At 32.8% G+C, this 18,147-nt stretch carries 14 protein-coding genes; 11 read left to right on the top strand and 3 right to left on the bottom strand.

Annotation, left to right across the window (positions count from 1 at the left end):
- Window positions 1-48: 48 nt before the first annotated feature.
- The gene (locus tag NNH57_RS20965; protein WP_108807897.1) at window positions 49-780 is read right to left on the bottom strand and encodes a LytR/AlgR family response regulator transcription factor; all 732 of its coding nucleotides are present in this window, start codon (window positions 778-780) and stop codon (window positions 49-51) included.
- A complete protein-coding gene (locus NNH57_RS20960) occupies window positions 781-2,994 on the bottom strand; it encodes a histidine kinase (RefSeq protein WP_108807898.1) in 2,214 nt (737 codons plus the stop codon).
- Between the two features lie 217 nt (window positions 2,995-3,211).
- On the opposite strand from NNH57_RS20960, the gene NNH57_RS20955 reads away from it, so the two are divergent.
- On the top strand, window positions 3,212-4,384 hold the full coding sequence (locus NNH57_RS20955) for a vWA domain-containing protein (protein WP_108807899.1): 1,173 nt from the start codon (window positions 3,212-3,214) through the stop codon (window positions 4,382-4,384).
- Window positions 4,385-4,425: 41 nt separating this feature from the next.
- Window positions 4,426-4,938, top strand: coding sequence for a rhodanese-like domain-containing protein (locus tag NNH57_RS20950; RefSeq protein WP_074409648.1), 513 nt, complete (start codon window positions 4,426-4,428; stop codon window positions 4,936-4,938).
- A gap of 63 nt (window positions 4,939-5,001) precedes the next feature.
- Here NNH57_RS20950 and NNH57_RS20945 read toward each other — a convergent pair whose 3' ends face one another.
- Window positions 5,002-6,024 carry a PorP/SprF family type IX secretion system membrane protein gene (locus tag NNH57_RS20945; RefSeq protein ID WP_074409649.1) on the bottom strand — a complete coding sequence of 341 codons (1,023 nt, stop codon included), beginning with the start codon at window positions 6,022-6,024 and terminating at the stop codon, window positions 5,002-5,004.
- Between the two features lie 524 nt (window positions 6,025-6,548).
- Here NNH57_RS20945 and NNH57_RS20940 point away from each other — a divergent pair.
- From NNH57_RS20940 to NNH57_RS20900, 9 genes are all read left to right on the top strand, one after another.
- Complete coding sequence (locus tag NNH57_RS20940; RefSeq protein ID WP_074409650.1) at window positions 6,549-7,460, top strand: NifU family protein; 912 nt, start codon at window positions 6,549-6,551, stop codon at window positions 7,458-7,460.
- Between the two features lie 269 nt (window positions 7,461-7,729).
- Complete coding sequence (locus NNH57_RS20935) at window positions 7,730-8,563, top strand: AraC family transcriptional regulator (protein WP_108807900.1); 834 nt, start codon at window positions 7,730-7,732, stop codon at window positions 8,561-8,563.
- A gap of 218 nt (window positions 8,564-8,781) precedes the next feature.
- On the top strand, window positions 8,782-10,062 hold the full coding sequence (locus NNH57_RS20930) for a serine hydroxymethyltransferase (RefSeq protein ID WP_074409652.1): 1,281 nt from the start codon (window positions 8,782-8,784) through the stop codon (window positions 10,060-10,062).
- A 25-nt stretch (window positions 10,063-10,087) separates the two neighbouring features.
- The gene (gene gcvP / locus NNH57_RS20925) at window positions 10,088-12,991 is read left to right on the top strand and encodes an aminomethyl-transferring glycine dehydrogenase (RefSeq protein ID WP_108807901.1); all 2,904 of its coding nucleotides are present in this window, start codon (window positions 10,088-10,090) and stop codon (window positions 12,989-12,991) included.
- A 1-nt stretch (window position 12,992) separates the two neighbouring features.
- The gene (gene gcvT, locus NNH57_RS20920; protein WP_074409654.1) at window positions 12,993-14,087 is read left to right on the top strand and encodes a glycine cleavage system aminomethyltransferase GcvT; all 1,095 of its coding nucleotides are present in this window, start codon (window positions 12,993-12,995) and stop codon (window positions 14,085-14,087) included.
- 4 nt (window positions 14,088-14,091) lie between these two features.
- Entirely contained in the window at window positions 14,092-14,475 is a 384-nt protein-coding gene (gene gcvH, locus NNH57_RS20915; protein ID WP_074409655.1) for a glycine cleavage system protein GcvH, read from the top strand.
- A 169-nt stretch (window positions 14,476-14,644) separates the two neighbouring features.
- Window positions 14,645-14,845: a dodecin family protein gene (locus NNH57_RS20910; protein WP_074409656.1), complete on the top strand. Its 201-nt coding sequence runs from the start codon at window positions 14,645-14,647 to the stop codon at window positions 14,843-14,845.
- Between the two features lie 154 nt (window positions 14,846-14,999).
- On the top strand, window positions 15,000-17,036 hold the full coding sequence (locus NNH57_RS20905; protein WP_074409657.1) for a thioredoxin domain-containing protein: 2,037 nt from the start codon (window positions 15,000-15,002) through the stop codon (window positions 17,034-17,036).
- Window positions 17,037-17,141: 105 nt separating this feature from the next.
- Entirely contained in the window at window positions 17,142-17,840 is a 699-nt protein-coding gene (locus NNH57_RS20900) for a hypothetical protein (RefSeq protein ID WP_132065781.1), read from the top strand.
- The last annotated feature ends 307 nt before the right edge of the window (window positions 17,841-18,147 follow it).

The raw sequence follows: 18,147 nt of genomic DNA, 5'->3' as shown, positions 1-18,147 counted from the left end.
AGTATGTTTTAACAAAAAAAATCAAAACCTCATAATTATCAGCTCGAATTATTTAAAATAATTCAATAATGCTCCTTTTTTAGAAGAGGACACCGCTAACTCTTTTCCTGAAGAAAGTACAATACTCCCTCCCTTCCCCTTCCGGTATCGTGTTATTTTGCTCACATTCACCAAATAACTTTTATGAGTTCTCACAAACCCATGTGGATTTAAAGATTCTTCAAAATATTTCAGCGTTTTACTCACTAACTTTTGGCCTTTATCCAGGTAAATTTTCGTATAGTTATCATCAGCTTCGCAATACATAATATCAGAAATCTGTAGAACCTCAAAACCATCTTGCTGCGGAATAGTGATTTTACCTTCAGCAGTTGTCACCTTGGGAACTAAAACAGTATCCAATAGAGCGGTTTCCCGCTGTTTGATATAGCTTACATGATCAACAGCTTTGATAAGATTATCAATTGCAATAGGTTTTAACAAGTAATAGGTTGCCTGAGCATTTAGAGCATCTACCGCATAATGATCATAGGCAGTTACAAAGACAATTTCGAATGTGCGATCGGGCACTTGCTCTAATAAATCAAATGCATTGCCATAAGGCATTTCTACATCCAAAAACAACATATCGGGGGTGTAAGATTCTAGCAATACTAATGTTTCTTTTACACTGGCTGCCTCTCCCAAAATGGTAACCGATGGGCAATACTTACCTAAATAATTTCTAAGTATAGCTCGGCTATTAGCTTCATCATCTACTATAATTGCAGTTAAGTTCATCTACTTGTCTTTCTTAAGAATTAATTTTACCTGTGTTCCTTCTGAGTTATCTTCAAGATCAGATATAAACACATCAACCTTATCTTTATACATTTTATTAAGGATGGCAATTCTCTTTTTGATATTACCCATCCCTCTGGATTTTTGAAGTTTTTGATTTTGCGTTTTCAGTTCTTTAGACTTTTTACGTCCAATTCCATCATCAGTAATTGTAATTTCTATACTCTCTGATGTTTCTTTTTGAAAACGTATGGATAACAACCCCTTTTCAGTTTTATATCGTAGCCCGTGCCATACCGCATTTTCTACATATGGTTGCAATAACATAGGAGGAATCATATATTCATTAATATCGATTTCTGGATCAACCTCAACTGTATATTCAAATTTATCCTGAAACCTAAAATGCTCTAATTGTACATATAATCTTAAGAGTTCTATCTCTTTTTCTAGAGGAATAAAATCTTCTTCACTATTCTCTAAAACAGCTCTCATCAATAATGAAAAATCGGTAAGATATCGATTTGCTGTTCTTTCATCACTTGTTGCTATAAATGTATTCACAGAATTTAAAGCATTAAAAATAAAATGTGGATTCATTTGGGAACGTAGTGATTTTAAAGCCAAAATATTATTTGCATACCGTTGTTGCTTCATATTACGATACATCAAATATCCAGCAAGAAGTAACAGAATCATTAACCCAATTAAAAAATAGATTACAATTTGTTGTCGTATACTTTGTTGATTTGCTATTTCTTGCGAAGCAAATGCCAATTCATATCTTGCTTCATTTAACTCCCTATCTTTCTCTAATGTAGTAATTCTATTTGCTCTCTGTGCTAGTTCTCTGCTAAAACGAGTTGCCTGTGATATCTCCTGATCTTTTTGAATATATAACTTATCTATGATTACCTCATATTCTTTGAAGGCATCTGATGCTTTTTCTAACTCTCCTTTTTCTCGATAGACTTCTCCTAGTTTTCGGGTAGCATCTTTTTGAACAATAAGATCATTTTTTGATTCTGCCTCTTTAATACTTTCTTCTAAATATGGTATGGCTTCATCATATGCTTCTTGCGCTGCAAAAGCACTGGCAATTTTATAATTTTGCACTTGAGTAGTTAAAGAATTGTCTTTCTCTGCCTGTGGACCTTCATTCTCATTGCTTTCCTCAATCTCTTCGATATCCTCGAGTGCTTCTTTTCTTAATTGTATCTCTTTACCATAGCTATTACTCTTATTATAAAAGTCTGCTGCAACAGATCGTTGCCTCGCTGATGTTTTTTTATCTTTTTGTTGTGCCAGTTGCACCGAATTATCCAAATACTCCTCGGCATCTCTAATATTCCCCTCTTGTTGTAACACTTCGGCTAGCTTAGAATTTAACAGAATCACCTTACCATCCAGCTTTTTTCTTTGGCTTATAGAAAGAGCTTTATTATAATTAGTAATAGCATCAGGATAATTTTGCAAACCTTTATAGCTATCTCCCAGACCTTCATAAACAATAGCCTTTTGAGTATTACTCAATCTGGATCGCCGTAATTCATCAAAAGTATTTAGAGCTGCCTGGTAATTTTTTCCTTCCAGTTGAGCATTAGCCAATTTAATTTTTACATCTGTGTTATATTTATTTTTAAGACTTAGAAGGTAGTTACTCTCTGCAAGATCTGGCTGTTTCCAGTACTCATAAATATCAGCTAACGACTCAAATAATTCGGCTTTTTTATCGTCTGATGAAGGATCATCATCTCGTATTGTTTCTAAAGCATTGGTGATATATTCTATACTCGTAGCAGCATCCTTTTTTAAGGAGTTTTTTGCTGCTCTAAGGTTTTCCTGATATCTTGACTCTCTTTTTTGTTTTGAAATCGAAGGTGATTTAGCCTCTTGTGGATTATCCTGTACTTCAATATCAATTCTTTGGCCATCCTTAATCGTATATCGTATAGTATTAAAACTATCATGAGTAATTACAAGCTCATCTCCAACACGAGCTTCAATCCTAAAATCACCAAAAACATCAGTTGTAACGGTTCCTTTTCCCAGAACGGTCACATCAACATCTCTAATTGCCTTTCGGGTGCTCTTTTCCTTCACAGAACCTTTAATACTCATTGATTCTGGTCGTTTCATTCTAGCATTTTCTTGCCCCAAAACCAATACAGGAAGGAACCAAAGAAATACTATTATCAAGCCAATCTTCTTCATTATACACTATTAAATCAAGGTAAACTTAATCCATTTAAATGGGATAATAAAATTCGAATCTCGTGATTACACAGTTTTACGGTAGCTTTTTAGGATAAAAAAGAAACTTCCCTAATCAAAAGAGTAAGTTCCCTCATTTATATTAACTAATCCCTCATTATAGATTTTTAATCAAAAAAGTTAACTATAGTTTTATCCAAAATAAAAAAAGGAAACTATGAAGACATTTTTTACATGGAGCATGTTATGTTTACTTGCTACTATTTCTTGTAACGCAAATAATAAACCGAACTCCGATCTCGCATTTCAAAAAGAAAAAAACCACTTAATACAAACTACCAAAACGGATCCAAATACACGCAACATACAAGTAGCTTTACTATTAGACACCAGTAATAGTATGGATGGGCTTATTGACCAGGCCAAGGCTCAACTATGGGAAATCGTAAATGAGCTTTCTTATGCAAAATGTGGTCATAACAAAATAAAGCTGGAAATAGCATTATACGAATATGGTAATGATGGTTTACCATCTCAAGAAGGGTTTATTAGACAGGTCTTACCGTTCTCTGATGATTTAGATGAAATATCTAAAGAACTTTTTGCACTTACAACTAACGGAGGAAACGAATATTGTGGTAAAGTGATCAATACTTCGATTAATCAATTAGGTTGGAAAAAAAATAATGATCACTTAAAATTAATCTTCATAGCGGGTAACGAACCTTTTACCCAGGGACCGGTTGATTATAAAGATGCAGCAACAGATGCATTAGAAAAAGATATTACTATTAACACCATTTTTTGTGGAAATTATAGACAAGGGATTGAAACGATGTGGAAACACGGAGCCGATATTACAACTGGAGAATATAGTGCAATTGATCATAATCGCGAAACTGTACATATTGCAACACCATACGATGATATTATTCTTAAGCTCAATCATAAACTAAATGGTACATATATCTATTATGGTCACCAAGGTGCTCAAAAAAGACAATTACAAGCTGAACAGGATAGTAATGCAAGATCCTACAGTTCTGCTAATGCCGTAAGTCGAACCGTTAGCAAGAGTTCTGGTTTCTATAAAAACAAAAGCTGGGATCTAATCGATGCTGCTGAGGACGAAGCTTTTGAAGTAGAAAAAGTAGCAAAAGACGAATTACCAAAAGAGCTTAAAGGAAAATCCAAAGCTGAGTTAAAGCAATATATCGCAGAAAAAAGTAAAACGCGTAAAGAGATACAACAAAAAATTAAAGAGTTAAATAAAAAGCGTGTATCGTATATCAAAGAAAACAGTAAAAAAGATGATACAAACCTGGAAGCTGCTTTACTAAATGCTATCAAAAAGCAAGGAAGAAAAAAATCTTTCTCCTGGGAAGAATAAATCATAAAAAATAGTGTGTTCTAAGAAAATAAACATTCAAGATGAAAACAGTTATTAAAGTAATTATACTAATTCTAATACCTATGTCCATGCAGGCACAGCAACAAAAGAAGTTATCAAAATCAAATGTTGATTATGATTCTTTTCTGGAAATATCTGAAGAAATTTTAGAATATAGAAAAGAACGATTAATCCCTCTGGAGACTTTTCTAAAGTATATGGCAGATGAGAATACTATTTTATTAGATACTCGTTCTGAAAGTGCTTACAAACAAAAACACCTTAAGGGAGCAACTCATATCAATTTTTCTGATTTTACAGAAGGAAAACTGGCAAAAAAAATACCTTCTAAAAAGACTCGTATTTTAATTTATTGTAATAACAATATCGATGGAGATTCTATTAATTTTGCTTCCAAAATGGCTCCTCTAGCATTAAATATCCCAACATTTATAAATCTCTATGGATATGGTTATAAAAATGTATATGAATTGTCCTCTTTGGTTCCTATAAAAGATCAAAGATTACAATTTGATGGTACTTTTACCAAATAAAATAAATGCCTGCATATTTGCAGGCATTTATTTTATCTTTTACGTAATATTTTTATACTGTGATCAGTTTTTAGAATTAACCGCCGGACAATTACAATTCCATCTTTCCTTACGTTTCCCAAAATCGTACCCTAGAGTAATTTGGTGAAAACCTCCATTACTAAGCACTACCGAATTTAATTGATAACTGTAAGTATACCCAACCATCCATTTTTTATAATTAACTCCCAAAAATGGGGTTATGTATTGCAATTGCTGGCTTTCTATAGAAGTCCCATCCTGAGAAAATTCTGCTCCATCCAGGCTACGTCTGTAAGATATTCCTCCCCATAAAGTACTGGAACTAAAATCTCGATATACTTTTAAATTAGCATCAATGGTACTTTCCTGAGTTTCATCTGTGGCTTGATACATAATAGATGGTTCTAAACTCCACGGAGTAGCACCAATACCAAACAAATACCCTAAAGAAAAGATATATCTACGTTGATTATTAGATTCTCGTATCGGAGTATCATTATCAAAAACATCACGAACAGTTGGCAATATATTTTTAACAGTAATATGGGCATACCATTCTAAATAATTATAAGATAATCCTACATCAACATTATAATATACATCTTTTTGCACTCTATCCAGAATTACAGGATCTGGGTCAAAAGGATCATCAAGCCCTCTTAAATCCACATTAGATTGTATCAAACCAGCACTAAGACCAAAAGATAACATATTTAAATCTGTTCTATCTCTAGAAAACAAAAGGTGATAAGCATATGTTACATACAGTCCTGTCTGAGAAAACCTACCATTTTCATCTCTATATACAATTCCTCCTAAACCAGATTTCTCACCAGTTCTAAAATTAATATTTAATGTCTGCAGATTAGGTGCATTATTCACATCAAACCATTGCTTTCTGGCAGTAAGCCTAATTTTATTAGCATTTGATGCGCCAGCCATTGCAGGATGTATTAAGTACAAATTATCAGAGAGATAATCAGAGTATACAGGAATACCTTCTTGCGAGAAGACAAATGGAGATACCAGTACTAATACTACTACATAGAATGTTTTTAAGTTCATTTGAGCACTATTATTTAGGGGCTAAATAGAATTTGTGAATTCAATCTAAACTATTAAAAACAGTTTATATTGTGAGGCTTCACCTTATTTTTTTAAATAAATCATTGTATTTCAATCGCTCCAAAGATATAAATTTTTGTCAGAATACAAGATCTATACTTTTTGAAGTCAAAACAAGTCAAAGGATGTACTCCTTCTTCTGGTTATAATTTTTAACCAATTATAGGCATTAGAAATCTGTCCTTGATCATTATATTTTTTGTGCAAACATAGCTGCATTCCCATTATAAATCAACGTTTAATAAAGATTTTGTGATGAATCACTTATTATTAGTGATGAAATTTTTGATCGATAATCTTATTCTTCTTTGTGTCTATATAATTATTATCAAATTCAACAACAAAAGTCAAAATGATGCACTTTATTTATCTACATGTATTTAAGATTAGTTAAAAACTGTTAGCATTACGCATACATTACTAATATCGTGTTGCTTTTTAGTAGATTTGCAAAAAAATAGCACATGGAAAAGAGTTTTGAAATAAAAATAGAACCTACTTCAAATCCGGGTATTGTTAAGTTTGAAGCCAATTATTTTCTAACCCAGCATACTAGTTATGAATTTGAGAATATAGATCAGGCCAAAAATGCTCCTCTTGCACAACAATTGTTTTATCTCCCATTTGTAAAAAGGGTATTTATTGCACAAAATTTTGTTGCAATAGATAAGTATGATATTGTAGAATGGCAAGATGTGCAGGAAGAAGTTGCACAACAAATCAAAAATTACCTAAATAGTGGTCAACCTATTATTACTGAAACCGAGACCGAAACCACAAAAAAAGTTCCTATTACTATTTATGCAGAGAGTACACCTAACCCTGCTGTATTAAAGTTTGTTGCTAATAAAAAATTAGTCACCGCAGGGCATGAATTTAAAAATATTGATGATGCCAGCGAAGCACCCTTGGCACAAGAGTTATTTCATTTTCCGTTTGTTAAGGAAGTATACATTGATGAAAATTATATTTCTATAGGGAAATACGACTTGGCAGATTGGAACGATATTACCACAGAGATCAGAGATTTTATACGCAGTTATCTAGAGCAAGGTAAAGAAGTTTTAACCGCAAATGCTGCTGTGACAAAAGAAGAAGTAAAAAAACAGTCTGATTTAGATTTTGAAAATCTGGATGATGTCTCAAAAGATATTGTAAATATTATTGATGAATATATTAAACCTGCTGTAGCTAGTGATGGGGGTAACATATTATTTGATTCTTATGATCCGAAGAGCAAAGGTGTAAAAGTAATTTTACAAGGAGCTTGCAGTGGATGTCCGTCTTCTACTTTTACATTAAAAAATGGAATCGAAAATATGCTAAAAGAGATGTTAAAAGACAAAGTAGAATACGTAGAAGCTATAAATGGTTAATATTTATATATAAAGAACCAAAAAACATAGTTTTTATCTATTCAATATCATACTAAATTATCCATATAATAGTACTAAAACATCAAAACATACATTTTTTAATACATTTCAAACTATTGATTATAGATAATTTATAAAACCGACATATATTAGCTACTTAAAAAAGTATAGAAATACTTTTTGTTAGTATCGTAAGTTAAGAATTATACCAAGGATTTTTTTGAGTTTTGAATGATTAAAAAATCGCTCAAAAGTAAATTATTGAGATAATGTATGACAAAAACAAACATAATAATGTCCAGCATTTTATAAATAACGCTCTCGATAATTTAGAGTTGTTTAAGGGGTCATTTACATCACATCAATTTAAGCCTCATTTTCATGAAAGTTACACTATAATTTTTATGGATTATGGTATTGGTGACTATTCTAACGATTCTTCTAATTTTATTTTATCTACTGGTTCAATTCTTGTTTTCAATCCCTATGAAGTACATACAGGAAAGCCTGTAAAAAATTCACCATGGAATTTTCTTACTATGTATATTCCTATTGGGATCATGAAAAAGGCTATGGATACTCTAAATCTGCCTATAGAGTTACCTATTTTTAAAGAAAATATTATAAACAATAAGGTATTATTCAAAAAAGGTAAAGCCGTATTTCCGAATTTGATTTACAATCAACATAATCCAAAGTACGAATGTTTACTTATGGAATTTCTTAAAGAGCTTATCCAAAAGTATGCGTATACTGAAATAAATAATGAACCAATTTCAGAAAAACTTATTGTTGCACGGCAAATCAAAGAATATTTACACGACCATTATCTTGAAGAAGTTTCGACACATGATCTTTCTAACTTAACAGGTATTTCAGAATACGGCTTGATCAAATCTTTTAAAAAACAATATCAACTACCTCCACATCAATATTTAGTAAATCTTAGAATAGAAAAAGCTAAAAAACTACTAACAGAAAGATTATCTGCAACAGAAGTTGCCTACCAGTCTGGTTTTTTTGACCAAAGTCATTTTACCCGTCATTTCAAAAAAATAATAGGTATTACCCCTAAACAATTTGCCAATAAAGTAATTACCTAAAACATTTTCTTACAAACTACAAAACAGCATTCTATCCCGTTTTCATTTTATTAAATCGATACAAATATTCGATTGCAATTTTGTACTATTTTTTCAATTTTATTCTTCACAATTTGCATCCATTAATTTTTGATGCGTCAAAATCCGATGCATCAAAAAATATAGTAACCAAAATCCGATGCTCAATATTGGGTGTAATATGCTAAAAAAAAGAAAATATGGTACAAGATATTCAGGACAATGAGATAAAAAACCTTATCGTAGAAGAAACAGAACGTCAAGAACATGGAATAGAGCTAATTGCCTCAGAAAACTTTACATCTAAGCAAGTTATGTCTGCCATGGGTTCTTCTCTAACCAACAAATATGCAGAAGGACTTCCTGGAAAAAGATATTATGGCGGTTGTGAAGTAGTCGATAAGGTAGAAACACTTGCCATAGATAGAGCTGCAAAACTCTTTGGAGCAGAATGGGTAAATGTACAACCGCATTCTGGAGCGCAAGCTAACGCAGCTGTAATGCTAGGTTGTCTTAATCCAGGTGATAAAATACTAGGTTTTGACCTATCACACGGAGGTCATCTTACTCATGGATCACCGGTTAACTTTTCTGGTAAAATTTATCAACCGAGTTTCTATGGAGTAGAACAAGAAACAGGTCTTATCAATTGGGATACCGTTGCAGAAACAGCAGAAAGAGAAAAGCCTAAATTAATTGTTTGCGGAGCATCTGCCTATAGTCGTGATTGGGATTATGAAAGATTAAGAGCTATAGCAGATCAGACAGGAGCTTTATTATTGGCAGATATCTCTCATCCGGCAGGATTAATTGCTAAAGGTCTATTAAATGATCCTATAAAACATTGTCATATTGTAACGACTACAACACATAAAACATTGAGAGGCCCAAGAGGAGGAATGATTATGATGGGGCAAGATTTTGAAAATCCATGGGGCCACGCTACCAAAAAAGGAGTAATCAAAATGATGTCTAATGTTTTAGATATGGCTGTTTTCCCTGGAACTCAAGGAGGACCATTAGAACATGTAATCGCAGCAAAAGCGGTTGCATTTGGTGAAGCGCTTACTGATGACTATAAAGTATATGTAGAGCAAGTAGCAAAAAATGCCAAAGCAATGTGTGCTGCCTTAATAGAAAGAGGATATGATATTATCTCTAACGGAACCGATAACCATATGGCTCTTATTGATCTGCGATCAAAAGACATCACAGGAAAATTAGCAGAAAACACATTGATAAAAGCAGATATTACAATTAACAAAAACATGGTGCCCTTTGATGATAAATCACCATTTGTAACATCTGGTATGAGACTAGGAACATCTGCCATTACTACCAGAGGAATGAAAGAAAATGACATGTATACCATGGTTGGTTTTATAGATGAAGTATTATCAAACCATGATAATGATTCTAAGATTTCATCTATCAAAACAGAAGTAAATAACTGGATGAAAAATTTTCCATTGTATAAATAAAAACAATCTAGCGGATAGTTATATTATGAAAGATCTAAGTACACTTAAACAAGAATTCCTACCAAGGCATATAGGCCCAGGTAAAAAAGAAATTGGTCAAATGCTAAACGTGATTGGTGTTTCATCATTAACACAGTTAATTGATGAGACAGTTCCAAAAAACATTCGTTCTACAAAACCATTAGCATTACCAAAAGCTCAAACAGAATTGGAGTTCCTTACCAACTTCAAATCTATGATGGAAAACAATAAAGTATTCCGTTCATTTATAGGAATGGGATATCACGACTGTATTGTACCGCCAGTTATTCAGCGAAATATTCTTGAGAATCCAGCTTGGTATACTGCTTACACACCGTATCAGGCAGAGATAGCACAAGGTCGGCTAGAAGCCTTGATCAATTATCAAACCATGATTACAGATCTTACAGGAATGGAACTAGCTAATGCTTCTCTTTTGGATGAAGCTACGGCTGCAGCAGAAGCCATGACACTTCTATATCGTGTAAAAAGCAGAGCAAAAAAACAAGCCAGTACATTTTTTATTGATCAAAAAACATTTCCGCATACCATAGAGCTTATCATAGGTCGTGCAGAACCTATTGGTATTAATGTAGTTGTTGGAGATATCGCCGAACTTGATATGTCAAACCCTGACCTTTTCGGACTTCTTATCCAATATCCTGATAGCAATGGAACAATTACTGATCCAACACCATATATTACTGAAGCACAAAAACATGAAGTAAAAATTGCTGTAGCATCTGATCTAATGGCATTAACACATATTACTGCACCAGGCGAAATGGGAGTAGATGTAGTTGTAGGTACTTCACAAAGATTTGGAGTACCCCTAGGATATGGTGGGCCACATGCTGCATATTTTGCTACAAAAGAAGTGTATAAACGTCATATTCCTGGTAGAATTATTGGAGTAACAGAAGATAGCCATGGTCGTCCTGCATATCGAATGGCACTACAAACCAGAGAGCAACACATTAAACGAGAAAAAGCTACCTCAAATATCTGTACCGCACAGGTATTACTTGCTGTAATGGCTGGTATGTATGCTGTGTATCACGGAAAAGATGGACTATCTCAGATCGCCAATAAAATCCATTTATCAACGGCTAAACTTAATCAAGAATTAGAGAAACTCGGATATACACAAACGAATACTCATTTTTTTGATACTTTAAAAATAGAAGTAGAAGATAAAGAACGTATTAAAAAAATAGCTCTTGATAAAGAAATCAATTTCAGATATTTTGAGGATAATCATGTAGGGATATCACTGCACGAAAAAACTACATTGGCCGATCTACAAGATATCATCGAAATCTTTGCTAATGCAAAGGGTAAAACGGTAAAGATAACAGATTGGAAAATTGATGCAACTGCAATCCCTGCTTCTTTACAAAGAAAATCTTCTTATCTAGAACACCCTGTATTTAATTCTTACCAGGCAGAGCATGAAATGCTTAGATATCTAAAAAGATTAGAAAATAAAGATCTTTCATTAGTGCATTCTATGATTGCCTTAGGTTCATGCACCATGAAACTTAATGCAACTACAGAGATGATGCCTTTATCGTGGGGTGAGCTTGCCAATATTCATCCTTTTGTACCCACAAATCAAGCAAAAGGATACCATCAAATGTTTGAGCATTTAGCCTCATGGCTGGCAGAAATCACTGGTTTATATACTACCTCCTTACAACCAAACAGTGGAGCGCAGGGAGAACTTGCAGGCTTAATGGTTATAAAAGCATATTATGCAGATAAAAACCAAACTCATAGAAATATAACTCTTATCCCATCGTCTGCACATGGTACCAATCCTGCAACTGCAACTATGGCGGGGCAACAAGTAGTTATTGTATCCTGTAGAGAAAATGGAGATATAGATATCGATGACTTGCGTGCTAAAGCCGAAAAACATAAGGATAATTTAATGGCTTTAATGGTTACCTATCCATCTACTCATGGTGTTTTTGAAGAAAATATTAAAGAAGCCTGTGAGATTATTCATGACAATGGAGGAAAAGTGTACTTGGATGGAGCAAATCTAAACGCTCAATTAGGGTTAACTAGCCCTGGAATTATCGGTGGAGACGTATGTCACCTTAACCTTCATAAAACCTTTTGTATCCCTCATGGTGGTGGTGGACCAGGGATGGGTCCTATTGCCGTAAGTAAAGAACTTGCTCCATTTATACCGGGTAATGCAGTAGTAAAAAATGCAGGAGGAGAAAAGGCTATCGCAGCTATCTCTGCAGCTCCTTGGGGTAGTGCTAGTATTCTTTCTATTTCTTATGCATATATCGCATTAATGGGTGGCGAAGGATTAACCTCTGCTACAAAAATGGCAATTCTAAACGCTAACTACATAAAAGAAAAACTCGTCGATCATTATCCTATCCTATTTACAGGAGAAAAAGGTCGCAATGCCCATGAGCTTATTATCGATTGTAGAGCATTTAAAGAAGAAGATATTACCGTAACCGATATTGCAAAAAGACTTATGGATTACGGATTTCATGCACCAACTGTATCATTTCCTGTTGCAGGAACTATTATGATAGAACCTACAGAAAGTGAAACTGTAGAAGAACTCGACCGTTTTATTGATGCTATGATAAGTATAAGAAATGAAATAAAAGAAATAGCAAATGGAACTGCCTCTAGGGAGCAAAATGTATTAAAAAATGCTCCTCACACTATGGAGTTTATCGCTCGAGATAATTGGGATATGCCCTATTCCCGAACCAAAGCAGCTTTTCCGCTACCTCATATAAAAAGCAATAAATTCTGGCCTAGTGTAGGTCGTGTAAATGATGCCCATGGAGATCGAAATTTAATGTGTAGTTGCCTACCTGTTTCGGCTTTTGAAGAAGATATAAAAAATACAGAAATAACTATAAACTAATATGGAAACAGAACTAATGAGTATAGCTCTCGAAGCTAAGCACCAGGAATTGGGAGCAAAAATGGTCCCATTTGCAGGATATTTAATGCCACTTCAATATACCTCTGTAGTACAGGAGCATAAAACTGTAAGAGAAGGTGTTGGTATATTTGACGTATCACATATGGGCGAATTTATCCTTAAAGGACCTAAAGCGTTAGATTTAATTCAGAAAATAAGTAGTAATGATGCCACTAAATTAAATATTGGGAGTGCTCAGTATTCTTGTATGCCCAATGACAAAGGCGGTGTGGTAGATGATCTTATTATCTATAAACTAGGTGATGAAGAATATCTTTTGGTAGTTAACGCCTCTAATATCGATAAGGACTGGAACTGGATAAAAAGTCATAATACAGACAATGTAGAAATGATTGATCGTTCTAATAAAATATCACTTTTTGCCGTACAAGGACCACTTGCAAGCCAGGTATTACAAAAACTCACAAAAGTAACGCTTGCTAATATCCCATATTACACTTTTGTTATGGGTGAAATAGGAGGGATACAAGATGTAATTATTTCTGCTACAGGATATACAGGTGCAGGAGGTTTTGAACTTTATGTTCCTAATTCTGGAGCAGAACAACTTTGGGATGCAATTCTCGAAATTGGAAAAGAAGATAACATTCAGCCTATCGGACTTGGAGCAAGAGATACATTACGATTAGAAATGGGATTCTGCTTGTATGGAAATGATATTGATGACACCACCTCTCCATTAGAAGCAGGATTAGGTTGGATTACAAAATTCACTAAACCTTTTATTAATTCTGAAGCTTTACAAAAACAAAAAGCAGAGGGAGTCACTCGAAGATTAGTTGGTTTTGAAATGATAGAAAAAGGTATTCCTAGAGCTGGGTATACAATATATAATGAAAATGATGAGTGTATCGGAAAAGTAACTTCAGGAAGTCAATCACCAATATTAGAAAAAGGAATAGGGCTTGGTTATGTAACTATTCCCCACGCTAAAGCAGATAGTACCATTTTTATCGAAATTCGAAATAAGCGCATCAAAGCAATAGTTAAAAAAACACCTTTCATAAAAAAATAAAACTATGAATATCCCAGAAGAATTAAAGTATAGCAAAGATCACGAATGGATCAGAATCGAGAACAATATTGCTCATATAGGCATTACAGATTTTGCACAAAGTGAGTTAGGAGATATTGTTTATGTAGAACTCGAATCTTTGGATGAAGAACTTAATGAAGGAGAAGTAATGGGGTCTATTGAAGCAGTTAAAACCGTTTCTGATATTTTTATGCCAATTTCGGGTACTGTTATTGAAATTAATGAAGAGCTGGAGTCAAATCCGGAAATGGTAAATTCTGATCCCTATACTGATGGTTGGCTTGCTAAAATAGAAATCTCTAACTCAGAAGAGATTAATGATCTATTAGATGCTAATGCATATAAAAAATTAATAGGAGCAGAATAACGGTTACTCATCAAAAAACAAGGTGATTTTATGCCCATATGCTTTTTAACGATAAATTTATAATTATATCGAAAAATCCAGGAAAAGAATACATGCTATTTTTTCTAAAAAGCAACAGTTTGTTGTATCTTAGATATTCTTATATTTTTTAATTTAAAAAACTCACAACATGGCGATTATTAAAGTTATCGAAGTATTAGCAAATTCTGAAAAAAGCTGGGAAGATGCTACTAGAAATGCTGTAAAACAAGCTAGTAAATCTGTAAAAAACATTAGATCTGCTTATGTTGCAGATCAAAGTGTTGTGGTTAAAGACAATGATGTAACAGAATTCAGAGTAAGCCTAAAAATCTCTTTTGAAGTAAAATAAAAAGTTTTATTACTTCTTTATAAAAAGCATTCTGATGTATTCGGGATGCTTTTTATATTTTTATACATTACTAAAATCGACTCTGGTGAAATATTTATGCATTATTATATCATCGCTATTATTTACAACGTGCACAAGTCAAAATAAACCACCTATGGAACAACACGCTTATACTAATGATCTTATTCATGAAACCAGTCCATATCTCCTGCAACATGCTCAAAATCCTGTAAATTGGAAACCTTGGGGAGAAGAAGCACTACAACAAGCTAAAAAAGAAAACAAGCTTATTATTGTAAGTATAGGATACGCAGCTTGCCATTGGTGCCATGTGATGGAACATGAAAGCTTTGAAGATCCTAAGGTAGCAGAAATCATGAATGCGAATTATGTAAATATTAAAGTAGATCGTGAAGAACGCCCCGATATAGATCAGGTATATATGAGTGCAGTACAATTAATGACCGGCAGTGGTGGTTGGCCTCTTAATATGGTTGTATTACCCGACGGAAGGCCTGTTTGGGGAGGCACCTATTTTCCTAAAGGAAATTGGGTTGATGCCTTAAAACAAATTGCAAATTTATATGAAAAACAACCCGATAAGCTAATAGAATATGCTGAAAAACTAGAACAAGGGATTAAGGCTGTAGATCTTATCGAAGTAAACACTAATGCTATTAATTTTGATAAAGAATTTATAGCGACTTCTGTAAAAGAATGGAGTTCTCATTTTGACCATCAAAAAGGAGGTACAAAACGAGTTCCTAAATTTATGATGCCCAATAATTATCATTTCCTTCTTCGATATGCTCATCAAATCAAAGACGAAACACTATTAAATTTTGTAAAAAATACCTTGACAAAAATATCATATGGTGGAGTGTATGATCATGTTGGAGGAGGGTTTGCACGATATTCTACAGATGGAAAATGGCATGTTCCCCACTTCGAGAAAATGTTATATGATAATGCACAATTAGTAAGTCTGTATTCTGATGCTTTTTTAGTTACCAAAGATCCCTGGTTTAAAGATGTGGTTTATGAAACTTTAGATTTTGTAGCAAGAGAGCTTACTAATAAAGAAGGAGCCTTTTATTCGTCTTTAGATGCAGATAGTAAAACTTTGGACGGAGAACTAGAAGAAGGTGCTTTTTATGTATGGACCAAAGAAGAATTAAAAAAAATAGTCCCTGATAATGACTACACCCTCTTTGCTGATTATTATAATATAAATTCATATGGTTTCTGGGAAAAAGGAAACTATGTTTTAATTAGAAAGGATACTCATCAAAAGTTCTGTAGTGAAAATAATATTGATAGTGAAGTCTTGATTAAAAAAATCTCTAAATGGAAACAAGTTTTACTTCATGAGCGTGAAAAACGCTCTCGACCACGATTAGATGACAAAACTCTAACTTCGTGGAACGCTTTAATGCTAAAAAGTTATCTAGATGCATATAGAGCTTTTGGAGAGAAAAAGTTTTTGGATGCTGCTATAAAAAATGCAAATTTTATCAAAACTACTCAGTTAAAAAATGATACATCTTTATTTCATAACTACAAAAACGGCAAAAGTACCATTAATGGGTATTTAGAAGATTATGCACTGGTTATTGAAGCTTTTATAACCTTATATCAAAACACATTTGACCCAGAATGGCTAGAGGTATCCGAACAACTTACACAATACACTTTAAACCACTTTTTTAATGAAAGCAAGAATATATTCTATTTTACTTCTGATCAAGACCCAAAACTTATTACACGTACTATAGAATACAGTGATAATGTAATCCCAGCATCTAATTCAATAATGGCTAAGAACTTATTTCTACTATCTCATTATCTTGATCGTTCTCATTACAAAGAAATAAGTGAACAAATGTTACATAATATTAAACCGCAAATCAAGTCTTATGCATCGGGGTACTCTAATTGGTTAGATCTTATGCTCAATTTTTCTTTTAACTTTTATGAATTGGTTATTATAGGTAAAGAAGCTAAAATTAAATTAAAAGAAGTAAGTCAAACTTATATTCCAAATAAACTAATAGCGGGAGGTACATCAGATTCTGATACTGCCTTATTAAAAAACAGATTTGTTAAAGACAAAACTTTGTTTTATTTATGTGTAAATAATTCATGTAAATATCCGGTTGAAGAATTTAAAGACATTTTACCTTTAGAATAAATACTTCTGGGGAAACCTATATTAAATTTTAATTTAACCTGACTTAGTTTTTGACTCAAATTAGTATAACATAATATTTCAATACTAATCCAAAATTCACTTATTATGAAAAGAATATTTTTATTTTTTATAGCTTTCATGTTTGCATTTGCGATTAATGCCCAGGTCGTATCAAATGGCAAGAACCAAACAAATTCTTTTACTCCTTTATTATATGCACATAAATATTTTAAAGATAATAAAAACAAGACGCTAGGGACTCCTTATGAAAATGCGAAGTTTGAATTAGGAGAGATTATTCATAACAATTCTAAACAAAAGATCAGAAAACTGTTTTTAAGATACAATGTGTTTAACGATCAAATAGAAGTAAGCAAAACCTTAAAATCTTCTGAAATTCTAGGACTCACCAAAAACAAAAGTGTCTATGTGCGAATTAAGAATAGAGAGTATCATTATAAGGAATACAAATATCGCAATAATAAAACTAAAAATGGGTATTTAATAAAGCTAACAAGTAATACCAAAATCAGTTTATACAAACTATTGAAAAAAAAATATATTGATACCAAAATCGCAAAAACTCCAATGAACAAAGATATTCCAGCAAAATTCACAGATCAACATGCCTATTATTTAGAAATAGACGAAAAACTATTTCCTGTTAGTTCAAGTAAAAAGAAAACGGTAAGTATCTTTCCTAACAATCAAAAAGAAGTAAAAGATTTTATTGGTAAAGAAAATTTAAGTTTAAAGAAAGAAAAGGATCTAATTAAATTAGTAAATTTCTACAACACATTGTAATACTATTTTAAGTAATGTAGCAAAAAAACGCTTAACCACTTTTTATTTTGAGCTATGCTAAAAGTGTTAAAAAAATGTTTTTTGTGGATTTTTTAACACCTTTAAACCATTAACAATCAATTCAATTGTAGTCTTAATCCTACATTAATTACGGTTTTACCGCAAAATGCCTATGTGAATTATTTGTTAAAATCGCAATTTTATTCCTAATAATTTAACGCTACACATGTTTGAATTATGAAATTCGTAAAAATTTGATCAAAAAAGCATATTAATTGTATTTAAAATGTTATTTCTTTAAGTTTAT

Origin of the sequence: Aquimarina spinulae, assembly GCF_943373825.1 — a bacterium.
In the GTDB taxonomy this organism is placed as follows: Bacteria; Bacteroidota; Bacteroidia; order Flavobacteriales; family Flavobacteriaceae; genus Aquimarina; species Aquimarina spinulae.
The sequence above is the reverse complement of the archived record's forward strand: the minus strand, read 5'-3'. Positions and strand labels throughout refer to the sequence as shown.

Coding starts and splice junctions, on each gene's coding strand:
- NNH57_RS20950 (WP_074409648.1), top strand. CDS start 4,426: ATGAAAACAGTTATTAAAGTAATTATACTAATTCTAATACCTATGTCC.
- NNH57_RS20935 (WP_108807900.1), top strand. CDS start 7,730: ATGTATGACAAAAACAAACATAATAATGTCCAGCATTTTATAAATAAC.
- NNH57_RS20930 (WP_074409652.1), top strand. CDS start 8,782: ATGGTACAAGATATTCAGGACAATGAGATAAAAAACCTTATCGTAGAA.
- NNH57_RS20955 (WP_108807899.1), top strand. CDS start 3,212: ATGAAGACATTTTTTACATGGAGCATGTTATGTTTACTTGCTACTATT.
- NNH57_RS20960 (WP_108807898.1), bottom strand. CDS start 2,994: ATGAAGAAGATTGGCTTGATAATAGTATTTCTTTGGTTCCTTCCTGTA.
- NNH57_RS20910 (WP_074409656.1), top strand. CDS start 14,645: ATGGCGATTATTAAAGTTATCGAAGTATTAGCAAATTCTGAAAAAAGC.
- gcvT (WP_074409654.1), top strand. CDS start 12,993: ATGGAAACAGAACTAATGAGTATAGCTCTCGAAGCTAAGCACCAGGAA.
- gcvP (WP_108807901.1), top strand. CDS start 10,088: ATGAAAGATCTAAGTACACTTAAACAAGAATTCCTACCAAGGCATATA.
- NNH57_RS20900 (WP_132065781.1), top strand. CDS start 17,142: ATGAAAAGAATATTTTTATTTTTTATAGCTTTCATGTTTGCATTTGCG.
- NNH57_RS20905 (WP_074409657.1), top strand. CDS start 15,000: ATGGAACAACACGCTTATACTAATGATCTTATTCATGAAACCAGTCCA.
- NNH57_RS20965 (WP_108807897.1), bottom strand. CDS start 780: ATGAACTTAACTGCAATTATAGTAGATGATGAAGCTAATAGCCGAGCT.
- gcvH (WP_074409655.1), top strand. CDS start 14,092: ATGAATATCCCAGAAGAATTAAAGTATAGCAAAGATCACGAATGGATC.
- NNH57_RS20945 (WP_074409649.1), bottom strand. CDS start 6,024: ATGAACTTAAAAACATTCTATGTAGTAGTATTAGTACTGGTATCTCCA.
- NNH57_RS20940 (WP_074409650.1), top strand. CDS start 6,549: ATGGAAAAGAGTTTTGAAATAAAAATAGAACCTACTTCAAATCCGGGT.